Source organism: Amycolatopsis sp. NPDC023774, from assembly GCF_040639695.1.
Taxonomy (GTDB): domain Bacteria; phylum Actinomycetota; class Actinomycetes; order Mycobacteriales; family Pseudonocardiaceae; genus Amycolatopsis.
Genome location: NZ_JBFAAJ010000001.1, coordinates 851,071 through 865,566, shown reverse-complemented (window position 1 = coordinate 865,566; position 14,496 = coordinate 851,071). Strand labels below are relative to the sequence as shown.

Here is a 14,496-nt window from a genome sequence, read left to right as displayed (position 1 = left end):
CCGCTAGCGCACGGCCGCCGAGGCGTAGTCCCACAGGCGGTCCGCGGCGACGGGGTCCAGTGCCCAGCGCGCGACGCCCGCCATCGCGTCCACGCCGCCGGCGGCGAGATGCGCACCGCCGTCGATGGTGGGCGATTCCTGGTTGTCCTCGAAGTAGCGCCCGGTCACGCCGGTGAGCAGCGGTGACGCGGCGAGCAGCGTGGGAGTGGCGGCGCCTTGCTCGGGAGTCTTGAAGTAGGCCGGGGTGGTGGCGTTGCCGTCGGCGTCAAGGGCGCCGAGCAGGCGCAGGGCCTCGGGAGCGAGGTGGCGCAGGAGGTTCGTCCGGATGACGCCCGGGGCGCACGCGTTGGCGTAGATGCCTTCGCCGGCCCAGCGCCGGCTGATCCCGACGGCGAGGAGCACGTCGGCCGTCTTCGACTGTCCGTAGGCGACGAGCGGGTCGTAGGGCCGGTGCTCGAAATGCGGATCGGAGAAAGAAAAGTCGGTCAGCAGGTGCGCGCCGGAACTGAGGACTACGACACGGGCGCCGCCGCCGGAGCGCAGGGCGTCCCATAGGCCAGTGACGAGAGCGAAGTGGCCCAGGAAGTTGATGCCCAGGTGCATTTCCCAGCCCTCGGCAGTGACCTCCCGCTCGGGCAGCGCCATCACACCGGCGTTGGCCACGAGCGCGTCGACCGGCCCGTCCCACTGCGCGCAGAACGCCCGCACCGAACCGAGGTCGGCGAGGTCGAGCGCGGCGACGTCGACGTGCGGGAACTCCTCGACGAGCTGCTTGGCGTGCGCCGGCGTCCGCGTGGCGATGGTGACGTGCGCGCCGGCCGCGGCGAGCGCGCGGACGGTCTCGGCGCCGAGACCTGAAGCGCCGCCGGTGACGATCACGCGGCGGCCGGTCAGGTCCACGCCGGCGAGGACTTCGGCGGCCGTGGCTAGCGCGCCGAACGGTGTGGTCAGTGCAGTCATGAGGTCCTTCGCGGAAAGGGTCCAGTGTGGACGGTGAAAGAGCTCGCTCCCGGGGGAAGACGGAAGCGAGCCGGTGTGTCAGGACGCGTTGGGCGTGTAGTGACCCGGTACCATCCGGGTCGACACGCCGAAGCGGTTGAACGCGTTGATCGTCGTGATCGCGGCGATGAGGTGGGCGAGCTCGGTCTCGTCGAACTGCTGAGCCGCCTTCGCGTAGACCTCGTCGGGCACGAAGCCGTCCGTGAGCACGGTGACGGCCTCGGTCAGCTCGATCGCGGCGATCTCGCGCGCGGTGTAGAAGTGCTTCGATTCGGCCCACGCGCTCAGCTGGAGGATTCGCTCCGCCGACTCGCCGGCCGCCAGCGCGTCCTTGCTGTGCATGTCGAGGCAGAACGCGCAGTGGTTCAGCTGCGACGCGCGGATCTTGACCAGGTGCACCAGGCCCTCGTCGAGGTGCTTCTTCGCCGCGGTGTCCAGGCGCAGCATCGCCTTGAACACGTCGGGGGCGAGCTTCATCCAATCAAGGCGCGGCGTGTGCTCAGGCAGGCGTTCAGTCGTCATGAGACCACGCTAAACGCCGGTATCCGCGCGCACATGGTCCAATTCCGGCCGCCGATCGTGGGCCAATCACCTATGGCGCAGTGCACAGTGGACAGCCCCGGAAACGTCCCTACAGTGGGAAGAAGCGACCCCCCCTGGAGGATCCCGTGATGACCGCACCGTCCTGGAAGGACACCGGACCGTGGCTCGCCGCGCTGGACATCGACGGTACCCTGATCCGTGACGACGGGTCCCTCAGCGACGCCGTGGTCACCGAGGTCCGCCGGCTCGACGCGGCCGGGCACCACGTCGTGCTCACCACCGGCCGGTCGGCCGTGAGCACCATCCCCGTGCTCGACCGCCTCGGCATCGCGCCGCGGTTCCTGGTCTGCTCCAACGGCGCCGTCACCCTGCGCCGGGCCGGCGCGGGCTTCCGGCGCCACCACGTGGAATCGTTCGACCCGGCCGAGGTCCTGCGCGCCATCCGCACACACCTACCGAACGCCCGCTTCGCCGTCGAGGACGAGCTGGGCCGCTACCGCTGCACCGAACCGTTTCCCGAGGGCACGACCGGGCTCGACGACGCGCAGGCCGCGGTGCCGTTCGAGGCGCTGCTGGCCGGGAAGGCCACCCGCGTCGTCGCCTTCGCGCCGGGTCACGACATGGACGATTTCCTCGCCCTGGTACCGAAGATGCACCTGGGGAAGGTGAGCTTCGCCCTCGCCTGCACGCCGTGGCTCGACCTCGCCGCCGAGGGCGTGAACAAGGCCGCGGCGGCCGAACGCGTCCGCGCCGAGCTCTCGGTCCCCCGGCACCGCGTGCTCGCCGTCGGCGACGGCCACAACGACATCGAGCTCCTCACCTGGGCCGCCGAAGGCGGACGCGGTGTCGCGATGGGACAGTCCCCTGCCGAGTTGATCGCCGCCGCGGGCGAGCTCACCGGCACCGTGGTCGAAGACGGCCTCGCGCAGGTGCTCGCGACGCTATGAGCGCGGCAGCACCGAGCACAACGCCGCCAACGCCCCCGACCACGCGCTGTCCGACGGCGTCGCGTACCCGACGACGAGCCCGTCGCGCCCGCCGTCCTCCCGCACCGACGGGTGCGCGAAATCGCCCAGCCCGTCGAGTGCCAGGCCCACCCGCGCACCCGCGGCGATCACCGACCGCTCGGTGCCCGGCGGGAGGTCGAGCACCGCGTGCAACCCGGCCGCGATCCCCGAGACGCGGATCCCCGGTGCGTGCTCCGCGACGGCAGCCACCAGCTGGTCCCGACGCCGCCGGTAGCGCAGCCGCATCGCGCGGACGTGGCGGTCGTAGTCGCCGGACGCGAGGAACTCGGCGAGCGTCAGCTGATCGAACGAACCGGGCGCCCAGTCGACGTGCCCCTTCGCGGCGATCACGTCGTGCGTCACCGAACGCGGCAGCACCAGCCACCCGAGCCGCAGCCCCGGCGCCAGCGACTTGCTCGCCGTGCCGAAGTAGCAGACGCGCTCAGGATCAAGCCCCTGCAACGCGCCGACGGGCTGGCGGTCGTACCGGAACTCCCCGTCGTAGTCGTCTTCGAGCACCAGCCCGCCCGTCGACCGGGCCCAGTCGACCACAGCCGCGCGACGGTCCGGACGCAGGGCGCCGCCGGTCGGATACTGGTGCGCGGGCGTGAGCAGGACCGCGCCGGCGTCGAGCGAACGCAGTCCTTCGGTGCAGGTGCCGTCCTCATCGAGCAGTAGCGCCGGGGTTTCCAGGCCGGTTTCGGTGATCAGGTCGTAGTACTGCGGCACGCCGTAGGTCTCGACGGCGACCGTCCGGACTCCCCTCGCCCGCAGCACGCTGCCGATCAACCGCAGCCCGTGCACGAACCCCGCGCAGATCACGATGCGCTCGGGCGACGCGTAAACGCCGCGGGCGCGCGCCAGGTAGTCGGCGAGCGCCGTGCGGAGTTCGACGCGCCCGCGCGGTTCGCCGTAACCCAAGGCTTCGTGGGGCGCGGCCATGATCGCGCGCCGGGACGCCGCGAGCCACTGCGCGCGCGGGAAGCTCGCCAGGTCCGGGTTGCCGGGCAGCAGGCTGAACCGCGTGTCCGGGGTGCGGATCGGCGTCGGGCGGCGGAGGGCGACGCGGTCGGAGCCGGGCGTCGGCGCACGGCGGGGCTCCGCCCGACGGGCGACGCGCGTGCCCGACCCCTGCCGCGCGGTGAGCCAGCCTTCGGCCACAAGCTCGGCGTACGCGTCGGCCACGGTGTTGCGCGCGATCGACAGGTCAGCCGCCAGCGTGCGTGACGAAGGCAGCTGCGCGCCGGGCAGCAACCGGCCTGAGCGCACGGCTTCGCGCAACGCGTCCATCAGCGACGTCCGCAGGCCGTGGTGGCCGCGAAGGTCCAGGTGGTCGAGGTGCAGATCAGCGCCGAGACCCTCGGCGGAGCGCCTGCCCTCGGGTGAAGTGGCCCGTGTTCCCGCCATGGAAATGGACCATACACCTGGCCCAATCGCGACCTAGCGTGGATTTTGAGCCCAGCGCGCGGGCCACCAATCTGGTTTCTATTTACTACCACCTATGGCCCGATACAGCTTAGGAACGCCATGACCTCCCTCGACGTCCGGGAAACCCCCGGACCGCCACGCTCCGGCATCAGCACCGGGTTCGCCGTCCTGCTCGCGGTCGTCTGCGGCATCGCGGTGGCCAACATCTACTACGCCCAGCCGCTGCTGGAGGACATCGGGCACGACCTCGGCGTCGGTGCGGCCGGGCTCGGCTTCGTGACGACCGTGACCCAGGTCGGCTACTTCGCCGGCCTGATCCTGCTGGTGCCCCTGGGCGACCTGCTCAACCGTCGCGTGCTGATTCCCGTCGGCTCGGTGATCGCCGCGCTGGCGCTGCTCGGTGTGGCCGTGTCACCCGGGCCGGTGCTGTTCTTCATCGCCAGCGGCGTGGTCGGCCTCGCAACGGTGGTGCAGCAGGTGATCATCGCCTACTCCGCCGTGCTCGCCAGCCCCGAATCCCGCGGCCGCGTGCTCGGCATCGTGACCAGTGGCGTCGTGATCGGCATCCTGCTCGCGCGGACCGTGGCCGGCCTGCTCGCCGACGCGTTCGGCTGGCGCTCGGTGTTCGTCGTCTCCGCGGTGCTCATGCTCGCCGTCGCGGCTGTGCTCGGCCTGCGGCTGCCGCCCGAGCTGCCGGACCGGCCGTCGGTCTCGTACCGCAAGCTGATCACGTCGATCGTCACGCTGACCGTGCGCGAACGCGTGTTTCGGGTGCGGAGCGTGATCACGTTGTTCATGTTCGCCGGCTTCGGCGCGCTGTGGGGCTCGATGGCGCTACCGCTTTCCGCCGGGCCGTGGCACTTGTCGACGTCGGCGGTCGGGCTGTTCGGCCTCGTCGGCGCGGCGGGCGCGTTCGGCGCCGCCCGCGCCGGCTCACTGGCCGACCGCGGCCGGGCGCAGTGGGTCACCGGCATCACACTCGTGCTGTTCGCGGTTTCCTGGCTGCCGATCGCGTGGCTGCCGAAATCGCTGATCCCGCTCATCATCGGCATCATCGTGATCGACTTCGCCGGCCAGGCCATCCACGTGACCAACCAGCACCTCATCGTGGGCCTCGACCCGAACGCGAGCAGCCGCCTCATCGGCAGCAACATGGCGTACTACTCCGTGGGCTTCGGCGGCGGCGCCGTCGCGGCGACCACGGTGTACAGCACGTGGGGCTGGACCGCCGTCTGCGTCCTCGGTGCCGGGTTCAGCCTGGTGGCCCTGCTGGTGTGGGGCGCCGACCGGCTGTCCGCGACCCGCTCGGCGCACCTCGCTCCGGCAGCGGCCTGAGTGTCCTCTGTGGACTTTTACAATAAACAAAGGAGAAATGATGAAGGTATTCCTCGCCGGCGCCTCCGGTGTGCTCGGGCAGCGGCTGATCCCGCGGCTCGTCGAGGCCGGGCACGAGGTCGGCGCCATGACGCGGTCGGCCGCCAAGATGGAATCGTTGATCGACCTCGGCGCCGTCGCGATCCTGTGCGACGTCTTCGACCGCGACGCCCTCGTGCAGTCCGTCCGCGACTTCCAGCCGCACGTCGTGCTCAACGAGCTCACGGACCTGCCCGACGACGTCACCAAGATCGGTGAGCACGCCGAACGCAACGCCCGCATCCGCACGGAGGGCAACCACAACCTGATCGAGGCCGCGCGGGCGGCCGGCGCGCCGAAGATCCTCGCGCAGAGCGTGGCGTGGCAGCTGCCGGACGGCCCCGACGCCGTCGCGGTGAAGGACCTCGAGCAGTCGGTGCTGGCCGAAGGCGGCGTGGTGCTGAGCTACGGCCAGTTCTACGGCCCCGGCACCTACAACGAGGGCGCCTTGCCCGCCGAGCCCCGCGTGCACATCGACCGCGCGGCCGAGCTCACGGTCGACGCGCTCGACGCGCCGACGGGTGTCGTGACGATCGTCGATTGATTTCGGGAATGCGCCGGCCGGGCCAGCCCGGCCGGCGTCGTCCACGGAAAGTCAGGCCAACGACGAGTCCAAGCGTTTTTCCGCGCGTACGCGATCAACGCTCGCGGCGCGCGTTCGATGTGCGCGCCGACGAGTTCCACGGCCTGGTCGATCAGGCCGCGTTCGCCGAGCAGTTGTTCGAGCACCTCCGTGCGCAGAGCGGCCGACGACCGTCGGGCGGTTTCCTCAGCAGTCACGCGATTTTCTCCACATACGATTCTCCGCGACGTAGGCGTTGGAGTCGGGCAGCACCGAGGCCGGCTGTACGACTTCGACAACCCCAACGTGTCCGCGCACGCACTTGGCCGGCCGCGGGTGCCCGGACGGCGCCATCGTTCGGGTGCGCACGCGGTCGCCGACCACCAACACCGGCGGAACATCGAGCACGCGCAACGATCCTTCGGCCGTCGGCGCTCACGCGGGCTCGTCGATGTGGTCACCGGCGAGGTTGCGAGCACGGCCCGTCCGACGCACCACCTCTCCAACCAGTAGTAAACTGCAACCAGACTGGCCAGGGTGGATTCAACCATCAACCGGAGGTGGCCGCAGTGAGCGAGCGCACGTGGACGAGCCCGCGGTGCCCCGTCGCGCGGACGGTGGACCTCGTCGGCGACAAGTGGTCACTGCTGATCATCCGCGACGCGTTCGACGGGATCCGCCGGTTCGGGCAGTTCCAGCGCAACCTCGGGGTGGCCAAGAACATCCTCGCCGACCGGCTGCGAAACCTCGTCGACGCCGGCGTGCTGTCCGTCGAACCCGCCTCGGACGGCAGCGCCTACCGCGAGTACGTGCTGACGAAGCGCGGCGAAGACCTGTTCGACCTCGTGGTGAGCCTGCGGCAGTGGGGCCAGGACCACGCGTACGAACCGGGCGAAGACCACGTGCTGCTCGTGAACCGGGAGACGGAAGAGCCGATCCCGCGGCTCACCTACGTGACGCCCGACGGCACGCCGATCCGCGCCGACGACACACGCGTGCTCAAATGACCTCGTCCGTCCACTTCGGACGGATCAGTACACTTCGGCCAGCCCGGCGAGCACGGCGTCAAGGAACCCCGGGAACCGCGCGTCGAGATCCTCGCGGCGCAGGCGCACGAAGTAGTTGCGGCCCTCCAGCTTCGTCCGCGTCAGCCCGGCCTCGCGCAGCACCTTCTTGTGGTGCGACAACGTCGACTTGTGCAGCGCGGCCAGCAGACCTTCCGGCCCGCACGGGTGGAACTCACCGTCGGCGAGGGTCACCAGCACACGCATCCGCGCGTCGTCAGCGATCGCGTTGAGCACGTCGTCGAACCGGATGTCGGCGACATCCGGTTCCTCCAGGTAACGAGCCACAGCACCTCCTCGGCGACCTGAGTCACAACGGTACCAGATTCATCAAACAGTCCTTGACGGGAGAAGTTGCACCTTCCTATGGTTTGACGTACATCAAAACTTCCTCGAAGGGATTTTCCCGTGTACCGACGCCTGCTCGTTCTCGCTCTGGGGACGTTCGCCGTGGGAACGGACGGCTTCGTCATCGCGGGCATCCTGCCCGAGATCTCGCGCTCGTTGCACACGAACGCGGCCGCAACCGGCCTCCTGGTCACGATGTTCGCCTTCACCTACGCGGTGTCGTCGCCCCTCATCGCCGCCACCACCGCGCACTGGCCGCGCAACCGGCTGCTGGTCGCCGGCCTGCTGATCCTGGCGGTCGGCAACGTCCTCACCGCCACCCTGCCGCTCTACGCGCTGGTGCTCGCCAGCCGCGTGATCGCCGGCCTCGGCGCCGGGATGTTCACCCCGACCGCCAGCGCGACGGCGGCGTCGCTCGTGGAGCCCCACCAACGCGGGCGCGCCCTGGCCGTGGTCATGGCCGGCCTCAGTTCCGCGACCGCGCTGGGCGCGCCGATCGGCACCGTGATCGGTTCACAGACCAACTGGCAGACGACGTTGTGGTTCGTCGCCGCGCTCGCTGTGCTGGGTGCCGTGGGTGTCGCCGTGCTCCTGCCGGCGGTCCCCGCCGCCCAGGTCGCCGGGCTGCGCGAGCGGCTGGCGACCATGAAGGACGCCCGCATCGGCTTCACGCTGCTCACGACGCTGCTGGTGTTCACCGGCCTGTTCACGAACTACACGTTCGTCGGCGAGTCGTTCGGCCGCGCCACCGGCGGCAACGGCATCGCGCTGGCCATCCTGCTGTTCCTCTGGGGCGCGGGCGCCACCGTAGGCAGTGTGACAGCCGGGCACCTCACCGACCGCATCCCGGGCCAGCGCATCATCGCCGTGGCGGTCGTGGTCGTCGGCATCGACTTCGCGCTGCTCCCCTTCAGCAGCCGCACCTTCGCCACGGCGGCCGTCGCGCTGTTCGTCTGGGGTGTCTGCGGCTGGGCGACGCTGGTGCCGCTGCAGCACCGGCTCGTCGAGGTCTCGCCCGAGCACGCGCCGGTGAGCATCGGCCTCAACGCCTCCGCCACCTACCTCGCGACGGCCGCTTCAGGGCTGACGGGCGCGGCCGGGATCGCGGCGTTCGGCGCCTACAACCTCGGCCCGTTCGGCTTGATCTTCCTCGCGCTGGGTCTGGTCGCCTCGATCGTGTCGGCCCGGTTCGTCCACACCCGCCGTCCGGCCCCAGCGGCGCCGGTTCCGGTCGCGGCCGAGCACTGAGACGTCCGAGTGACCCCGCGGCTGTCCGGGGTCACTCGGGCTTCCCGGTCTCCTGGAACTCCGCGTCGAACGCGGCCTGGTTCCCGCGGATCTGCGCCTGGTGCTCGGTCGACCCACGTGCTCAGCGCCAGCACCGCCGACAGCAGCGACCGTGCCGGCGACGCCGTCGCCGGGCAGCCCCTGGGGCCCTCCACAGGCCCCCCGGACTGCGGCGCGGCGGGAGGGTGGCCCCCGTGACGGGGCCCGGAAGGGGTTCGCTAAGCTGGTTTCCCGCAGCGCGCGATTAGCTCAGCGGGAGAGCGCTTCCCTGACACGGAAGAGGTCACTGGTTCAATCCCAGTATCGCGCACGTAGTCCGATGTGGACTCACCTGGAGGGCGATTAGCTCAGGGGGAGAGCGCTTCGTTCACACCGAAGAGGTCACTGGTTCGATCCCAGTATCGCCCACCACCACGATGGCCCCGGATCACTCGATCCGGGGCCATCGTGCTGTCCAGGGCACCGGCGTGCTCGCTGCCTGCGCGATGTTGTGGTTGACGCGGAACAGGTTCTGCGGGTCGTGGCGCCGCTTGAGCTGTGCGAGCCGCTCGTACCGCGCGGGACCGTACGCGGCTCGCACCTCGGCGGGGGTCGTGGCCTGGCCGGCTGCCAGCAGGTTGGCGTTCCGCTCGTCCTGCGACCACGGCGCGAGCGTCTCGACGAGGGCATCGAGCTGAGCGCCGGCTTCCTGCCCACCGGACGCGACGAGGGCCCACGGCGCGCCGCGGCCGCTGACGGCGTTCGGCACGGCGGGCTCGTCGGCCAGCGCCCCGCCCAGCGCCCGCACCTCCACGAATCCAGGCTCGGTGCCGGAACCCGGGCCCGCCGCGGCGAGCAGCGCGTCGGCTGCCTCGGCCGGGAACGACCGCAGGGCCGCCGAGCGCTCCAGCCAACCCACGGGCGCCAACGGGTCCAGGTGCAGGCGGTGGCCGTCGCGGTACGCGGTCTCGGCGACGGTGTCGCGCACGGCCGGGGCGAGGGCCCGCAGCGGCGCGAGCACGGCGTCCGCCTCGGCGGGCGAACCGAGGGACGAGAACCGCACGTGGACCGCGAAGTCCGCCAGAGGCGAGCGGCGCCGGAAAGCGATCGACGACGACATCTCCCGCGGCAGCGCCGTCACCCACTCCCGCCAGGCGTGCAAGACCGTCGAGGCGTACTCCCCCGCGAAGAACAAGCCGCCACCGTGGAAGCACCGCACGGGGAACAGCGAGAACTCCATCGACGTGACCACGCCGAAGTTCCCCTTGCCACCACGCAGGCCCCAGAACAGCTCAGGCTCGCCCCCAGCGGTCACCTCGCGCACGGCACCGTCGGCCGTGACGACCCGCAACGCGCGCACGTGGTCGGCGGCGTATCCGTGTGTCCGCCCGAGAATCGGGCTGTGCCCGCCACCGAGGTGGTAGCCGACGACCCCCACCGTGGGTGACGCGGCGCTCACGCCCGCGAGCCCGCTTTCGCCGGCCTGTTCGGTGACCTGGCTCCAGCGCGCGCCGCCCTGCACGCGCGCGATTCCGGCCACCGGGTCGACCTCAACGGCGTCCATTCGCGACAGTGTGACCAGCACCGCACCGCGCGCCCGGTTCACGACCTGGTGCCCGGTGGCGAGCACGGCGATCGGCAGGGCCCGATCGGCCGCGAACCGCACCGCCTCCCGCACGTCGGCCACGGTGGTCGCCCCAATGGCGACGGCGGGCCGCATGGGCGTGGCCAAGTTGAAGGTCGCGCACTCGGCTTCGAACCCCGCGTCGCCGGGCAGCACGACGGGACCGGTGAGCCGCCTCGCCAGCCCGGCGACCTCGGCTGGGGTCAGCGACTCCGACGCCGCCGTCTCGTAAGGGCTCATCCGCTCGCCTTTCGCACTCGACGAACCCAGCCTCACGGGGCCCGTGAAACGCGAATCAGACTTGCGACGCAGGTCACCGTCGCAGAGGGACGATGGGGCACCTCACCGGGCCGGGACATCCCGCGGCCGCGGCGCCGCCCAGGTCGGCGCCTTCGGGATCCCACCCGCTTTCGGAATCCCACCCCGCGGGACGTGCGCCGCGACCCCGGCTCGGGCGAAGTCCGATCCGGTCGAGTTCGACCGCTAGGGGATGATCGGGCACCTGTGCTTCGGCCCGAGGTGCCGCTGACGGGTGGCGTCACCGAATGGCCGCGGATCTCGGCCGGCGCGGAGGCATTCGGTGCGACGTTGAGCCCGCACTTCCCGCCGGAGCTGCACGTCCACGACGGACGCGTGGCCCCGCCGGATCGGCCGGGCCACGGGATGTCGTGGAACCTGTCCGCTTTGGACGACCTGCGCGTCCGCTGAGGCGTGGTCAGAAGACCAGCACACCCTGGGTGCTGGGCTGCAGTGTGCCGACCTTGACCGAGGTGAGGTCGAACTCGGAGTAGCCGGCCTTCTTGCCGTCCGTGCCGATCACGTCGACGACCGTCGCGCTCGTGCCGTGGGGCGGGGTGAGCTTGAGGGTGGTCGCCACGAACGTGTCGGTGCTGCCCTTGTCGCCCGTCTCCCACTTGACGCCGGCGAACGCGTTGGTGCCCGGGCGCAGCGTGATGGACGGGCCCGCGCCGGGGATGTCGACGTTCTGCGTCGGCACCTTGAGCGGCGAGTTGTCGGCGGCGAGGAACTGCAGCGCCGGCCAGCCCTGGATCGTCACGGGGTCCTTGCCGGTGTTCTCGAGGGCGAGCAGGCCGAGGCCCTGGTCCTGGATGGTGAGCTCGGCGTGGAAGGACTGCCGGCTCTCTTGCTGGACGGCCGGCTTGTCCGCGTTCACCGCCGCGGTGGGCGTCGGCTGCTGCGCGGCCGGCGGTGGCGTAGTGCTCGAACAAGCCGTCAACGCGAACAACACCGCGATACCACCGACGATCGTCTTACCCTGCATGTGCACTCCCCTTATTGGACGGCTTCTCACTACCCAGGACGGCTGATTCCCGAAACAGGTTCCGGGATGGGGAGGCATTTTCGGTGCCCAATTCACTCCATAGAGGACACCAGCCGCGTCACCAAGGCCGCGAGGCTCCCTTCGTCGAGCGCCGTGAGCTCTGGCAACGCACCCGACGTCCGCCCGATCAGCACGCCCGCGAACGCTGCCGTCAGCACCTCCGCGCGCGCCTGCGCCTGCTCGACCCCTTCGGAGGCCAGCCGACGCGCGAGCGGCGTGACAATCCGGCGATGCAGCTCTTCCCGCGAGAACTCGTTGGCCTTCGCGTCGTCATGCGGCTGGAGCGCAACCTGGTACAGCGGGCCCGGCCCCTGCCTGACTGCCCGCCCGACCAACCCCCGCAACCGCTCGGCGTCCCCGAGGTCGGCCAGCTCCTCGTCCCCCGTCTCCTCCTGCAACACGGCGACATACAGCTGCGCCTTCCCCCCGAAGTACCGCGCGATCATCGCCGGATCGACGCCCGCCCGCTCGCCGATGTCGCGAATCGTCGCCTGCGCGTACCCTCGCTCCGCGAACAACTCCGCCGCGGCCTCCAGCAACGCGGCCCGCGTTCGCCCGGCATCCCGGCGCCGTGGCGTGGCTCGGTCCGTCATCGGCGCGCTCCTTCGGTCGTTTTTCCGGGCAGCAGCATGCCGAACACCGCGGCGAGCACCCACACCGCCACCCCGGCGAAGGCGGCGACGGTGTAGCCGAGGGCGTTCGGGAAGTGCTGACCATCCGGAGTGTGCCCGACGAGGATCGCGGCGCTGAGCGCGCTGCCGGTGGAGTAGCCGACGTAGCGCAGCACCTGGTTGAAGCTCATCGCGCTGCCGGTCTCGTGCGGGGGCGTCCCGCGCGTGATCATGCCGGGCAGCACGGCGAAAACCGTGCCGACGGCGAGCCCGGTGGCCGCCATGACGACGGTGAGCACCACGTAGTCGTGGCGCACGAAGCCGAACACCCCGACGCTCACCAAGCCGACCAGCGAAGCCCCGGGGATCAGCACACGCCCCCACCCGCGCCGAATCACCGGCGGCGCGATCCGGCTGGCGAGCAGGCTGCCGATCGAAAACGGCAGCAACACCAGCCCCGCCACCACCACGGAGCCGCCGAGCCCGCCGTCGGCCGGCGGCGTCTGGACGAACTGCACCATCAACGACGTCAGCAAATACATCCCCGTGCCGGACAAGAGAGCCGCGACGTCGGCCGCGAGCACCCCCGGCAGCCGCAACAACCGCAGCTCCACGAGCGGGTGGCTGCTGCGTCCCTCGTGCCACACCCACGCCACCAGCGCGCCCACCGCGATGCTCACCGATCCGACCGACGCCTCCGAGCCCCAGCCCCACTCCTCACCCTTGCTGATCCACAACAGCAACGCGCCGAGCCCCACCCCCAGCAGCGCGGCCCCCGGCACGTCCAGCCGCTTCGCCCCGGCGTTCACGGCGTGGGGCACCACCTTGATCGCCGCCGCCAGCGCAACCGCCGCCACGACCGCCCCGAACCAGTACGCGGCCGGCAGGCCGCCCAGCTCCGTGATCAACCCGGTCATCGGATACCCGAGCCCGACCCCGGCGACCGTCGTGATCGACAGGATCGCCATCGTCGGCCTCGCCTTCGCGGGCTCCAACGCTTCCCGAGCCGTCACGATCGTCAGCGGCGTCAGCCCCAGCCCCGCACCCTGCAACCCGCGCCCCACCAGCAACGCCACAAACCCGAACGGCAACGCCGCCAGCACACACCCCAGCACCACGAGCCCCAGCCCGCCCAGCATCACGCCCCGCCGCGCCGGCCCGTCGCCCAGCCGGCCCATCACGGGCGTGACCATCGCCCCGACCACCAACGTCACCGTCAACGACCACTGCGCATTCCCGAGCGACACCCGGTGCACCTCGGCCACCGCCGGAATCAGCGGCGCCCCCAGGCTGCTGATCACCGCCACGACGAGCCCGAGGAACACCAACGTGGGCACCAACCCCCGCGCGGTTCGAACAGCACTGCGGCTCTCGCCTACCTCCCTCGTGGCACGCACGGGCCGCGCGCCGTCGGAGACGGGCCCGCCCACCTCCGGCTCCGCACCCGGATTGCGCGCCTGCCGCTCGCCACCGGCAGACCCCGCAGCCTCGCTCACAGCGCGCACGAACCGCCCGCCGTCGGTATTGAGGGCAGGCCCGCCCAACCCCGGCGCCACACCCCGACCGCACCGCTCCCACTTACCACCGGCAGACACCGCAGCCTCACCCACAGCACGCGCAGACTGCCCGCGGTCAGTATTGAGGGCAGGCCCGCCCAAACCCGGGGCCACACCCGAACCACATCGCTCCCACTTACCTCCGGCAGACTCCGCAGCCTCGCTCACAGCGCGCACGAACCGCCCGCCGTCGGTATTGGGGGCAGGCCCACCCAACCCCGGCGCCACACCCCGACCGCATCGCTCCCACTTACCTCCGGCAGAGCTCGCCGCGTCGCCCACAGCGTCCACGAACCGCCCGCCGTCCGTGCCGAGCACCGGGGCCGCGCCCGGAGCGCGCACCTGCCGCGCAGCTCTGGCAGGCCCCACAGCCTCGCCCACAGCGCGCGCAGGCTGCCCGCCGCCGGCACCGAAGACCGGCGCGCCCGACTCCGGCTCCGCGCCCGGATCGCGGGGCTGCCGCGCACCTGCGGCACACGTCGCCACCTCGCTCGCGGCACGCGCGGGCCGCCCGCCGTCGGTATTGAGGGCGGGCCCGCCCAACGCCACCCCTGGACCGCGCACCGGCGAATCACCCTCGCTCACACCGGTCGCCGAACATCGCGGCGCGCCGCCGGTCTCGGGCACGCTGCACTCCGGCACCTCGCCCGAAGCGCGGACGGGCGGCTTCTCCGGCCCGCTCACCGCACACCCGCAGCGCACGTGCCGACAACCCACAGGTCTGCCAAGTCGC

15 protein-coding genes and 2 tRNA genes are annotated in these 14,496 nt (G+C 71.4%); 8 read left to right on the top strand and 9 right to left on the bottom strand.

Annotation, left to right across the window (positions count from 1 at the left end):
• Positions 1-3: 3 nt before the first annotated feature.
• Positions 4-960, bottom strand: coding sequence for an SDR family NAD(P)-dependent oxidoreductase (locus AB0F91_RS04330; protein ID WP_360594612.1), 957 nt, complete (start codon positions 958-960; stop codon positions 4-6).
• A gap of 78 nt (positions 961-1,038) precedes the next feature.
• The gene (locus AB0F91_RS04325; RefSeq protein ID WP_360594610.1) at positions 1,039-1,521 is read right to left on the bottom strand and encodes a carboxymuconolactone decarboxylase family protein; all 483 of its coding nucleotides are present in this window, start codon (positions 1,519-1,521) and stop codon (positions 1,039-1,041) included.
• A 149-nt stretch (positions 1,522-1,670) separates the two neighbouring features.
• Between AB0F91_RS04325 and AB0F91_RS04320 the strand changes: the two genes are divergently transcribed.
• Positions 1,671-2,489, top strand: coding sequence for an HAD hydrolase family protein (locus tag AB0F91_RS04320; RefSeq protein WP_360594608.1), 819 nt, complete (start codon positions 1,671-1,673; stop codon positions 2,487-2,489).
• Here AB0F91_RS04320 and AB0F91_RS04315 read toward each other — a convergent pair.
• A complete protein-coding gene (locus AB0F91_RS04315; RefSeq protein WP_360594606.1) occupies positions 2,484-3,956 on the bottom strand; it encodes a PLP-dependent aminotransferase family protein in 1,473 nt (490 codons plus the stop codon). The genes AB0F91_RS04320 and AB0F91_RS04315 overlap by 6 nt on opposite strands.
• A gap of 120 nt (positions 3,957-4,076) precedes the next feature.
• Here AB0F91_RS04315 and AB0F91_RS04310 point away from each other — a divergent pair, with 120 nt between their 5' ends.
• Positions 4,077-5,312, top strand: coding sequence for an MFS transporter (locus AB0F91_RS04310; RefSeq protein WP_360594604.1), 1,236 nt, complete (start codon positions 4,077-4,079; stop codon positions 5,310-5,312).
• Between the two features lie 37 nt (positions 5,313-5,349).
• Entirely contained in the window at positions 5,350-5,934 is a 585-nt protein-coding gene (locus tag AB0F91_RS04305) for an NAD(P)H-binding protein (protein WP_360594602.1), read from the top strand.
• Between the two features lie 225 nt (positions 5,935-6,159).
• Here the strand turns inward: AB0F91_RS04305 and AB0F91_RS04300 are convergent, their stop codons facing one another.
• Positions 6,160-6,360, bottom strand: coding sequence for an SH3-like domain-containing protein (locus AB0F91_RS04300; RefSeq protein WP_360594601.1), 201 nt, complete (start codon positions 6,358-6,360; stop codon positions 6,160-6,162).
• A gap of 161 nt (positions 6,361-6,521) precedes the next feature.
• Here AB0F91_RS04300 and AB0F91_RS04295 point away from each other — a divergent pair, with 161 nt between their 5' ends.
• On the top strand, positions 6,522-6,959 hold the full coding sequence (locus AB0F91_RS04295; protein ID WP_360594599.1) for a helix-turn-helix domain-containing protein: 438 nt from the start codon (positions 6,522-6,524) through the stop codon (positions 6,957-6,959).
• 24 nt (positions 6,960-6,983) lie between these two features.
• Here AB0F91_RS04295 and AB0F91_RS04290 read toward each other — a convergent pair whose 3' ends face one another.
• Entirely contained in the window at positions 6,984-7,304 is a 321-nt protein-coding gene (locus AB0F91_RS04290) for a transcriptional regulator (protein ID WP_360594597.1), read from the bottom strand.
• Positions 7,305-7,424: 120 nt separating this feature from the next.
• Between AB0F91_RS04290 and AB0F91_RS04285 the strand changes: the two genes are divergently transcribed.
• From AB0F91_RS04285 to AB0F91_RS04275, 3 genes are all read left to right on the top strand, one after another.
• Positions 7,425-8,612, top strand: coding sequence for an MFS transporter (locus AB0F91_RS04285; protein ID WP_360594596.1), 1,188 nt, complete (start codon positions 7,425-7,427; stop codon positions 8,610-8,612).
• 277 nt (positions 8,613-8,889) lie between these two features.
• Positions 8,890-8,961 (top strand) — tRNA-Val (locus tag AB0F91_RS04280).
• Between the two features lie 26 nt (positions 8,962-8,987).
• Positions 8,988-9,062, top strand: a tRNA-Val gene (locus tag AB0F91_RS04275).
• A 16-nt stretch (positions 9,063-9,078) separates the two neighbouring features.
• Here the strand turns inward: AB0F91_RS04275 and AB0F91_RS04270 are convergent.
• Positions 9,079-10,494, bottom strand: a complete 1,416-nt coding sequence (locus AB0F91_RS04270; protein WP_360594595.1) for an FAD-binding oxidoreductase — start codon at positions 10,492-10,494, stop codon at positions 9,079-9,081.
• A gap of 264 nt (positions 10,495-10,758) precedes the next feature.
• Here AB0F91_RS04270 and AB0F91_RS04265 point away from each other — a divergent pair, with 264 nt between their 5' ends.
• Positions 10,759-10,962: a hypothetical protein gene (locus AB0F91_RS04265; RefSeq protein ID WP_360594594.1), complete on the top strand. Its 204-nt coding sequence runs from the start codon at positions 10,759-10,761 to the stop codon at positions 10,960-10,962.
• Positions 10,963-10,969: 7 nt separating this feature from the next.
• Here the strand turns inward: AB0F91_RS04265 and AB0F91_RS04260 are convergent, their stop codons facing one another.
• The 3 genes from AB0F91_RS04260 to AB0F91_RS04250 all read right to left on the bottom strand — a co-directional run bounded on the left by AB0F91_RS04260 (position 10,970) and on the right by AB0F91_RS04250 (position 13,544).
• Positions 10,970-11,536, bottom strand: coding sequence for a DUF4232 domain-containing protein (locus AB0F91_RS04260; protein WP_360594592.1), 567 nt, complete (start codon positions 11,534-11,536; stop codon positions 10,970-10,972).
• Between the two features lie 92 nt (positions 11,537-11,628).
• Complete coding sequence (locus tag AB0F91_RS04255) at positions 11,629-12,189, bottom strand: TetR family transcriptional regulator (protein WP_360594590.1); 561 nt, start codon at positions 12,187-12,189, stop codon at positions 11,629-11,631.
• Complete coding sequence (locus AB0F91_RS04250) at positions 12,186-13,544, bottom strand: MFS transporter (RefSeq protein WP_360594589.1); 1,359 nt, start codon at positions 13,542-13,544, stop codon at positions 12,186-12,188. The genes AB0F91_RS04255 and AB0F91_RS04250 overlap by 4 nt, the downstream gene beginning before the upstream one ends.
• Positions 13,545-14,496 lie beyond the last annotated feature (952 nt).

Bases quoted from the DNA above. Each gene is read 5' to 3' on its own strand.
- AB0F91_RS04305 (WP_360594602.1), top strand. From the start codon at position 5,350: ATGATGAAGGTATTCCTCGCCGGCGCCTCCGGTGTGCTCGGGCAGCGG.
- AB0F91_RS04320 (WP_360594608.1), top strand. From the start codon at position 1,671: ATGACCGCACCGTCCTGGAAGGACACCGGACCGTGGCTCGCCGCGCTG.
- AB0F91_RS04310 (WP_360594604.1), top strand. From the start codon at position 4,077: ATGACCTCCCTCGACGTCCGGGAAACCCCCGGACCGCCACGCTCCGGC.
- AB0F91_RS04325 (WP_360594610.1), bottom strand. From the start codon at position 1,521: ATGACGACTGAACGCCTGCCTGAGCACACGCCGCGCCTTGATTGGATG.
- AB0F91_RS04255 (WP_360594590.1), bottom strand. From the start codon at position 12,189: ATGACGGACCGAGCCACGCCACGGCGCCGGGATGCCGGGCGAACGCGG.
- AB0F91_RS04330 (WP_360594612.1), bottom strand. From the start codon at position 960: ATGACTGCACTGACCACACCGTTCGGCGCGCTAGCCACGGCCGCCGAA.
- AB0F91_RS04260 (WP_360594592.1), bottom strand. From the start codon at position 11,536: ATGCAGGGTAAGACGATCGTCGGTGGTATCGCGGTGTTGTTCGCGTTG.
- AB0F91_RS04270 (WP_360594595.1), bottom strand. From the start codon at position 10,494: ATGAGCCCTTACGAGACGGCGGCGTCGGAGTCGCTGACCCCAGCCGAG.
- AB0F91_RS04315 (WP_360594606.1), bottom strand. From the start codon at position 3,956: ATGGCGGGAACACGGGCCACTTCACCCGAGGGCAGGCGCTCCGCCGAG.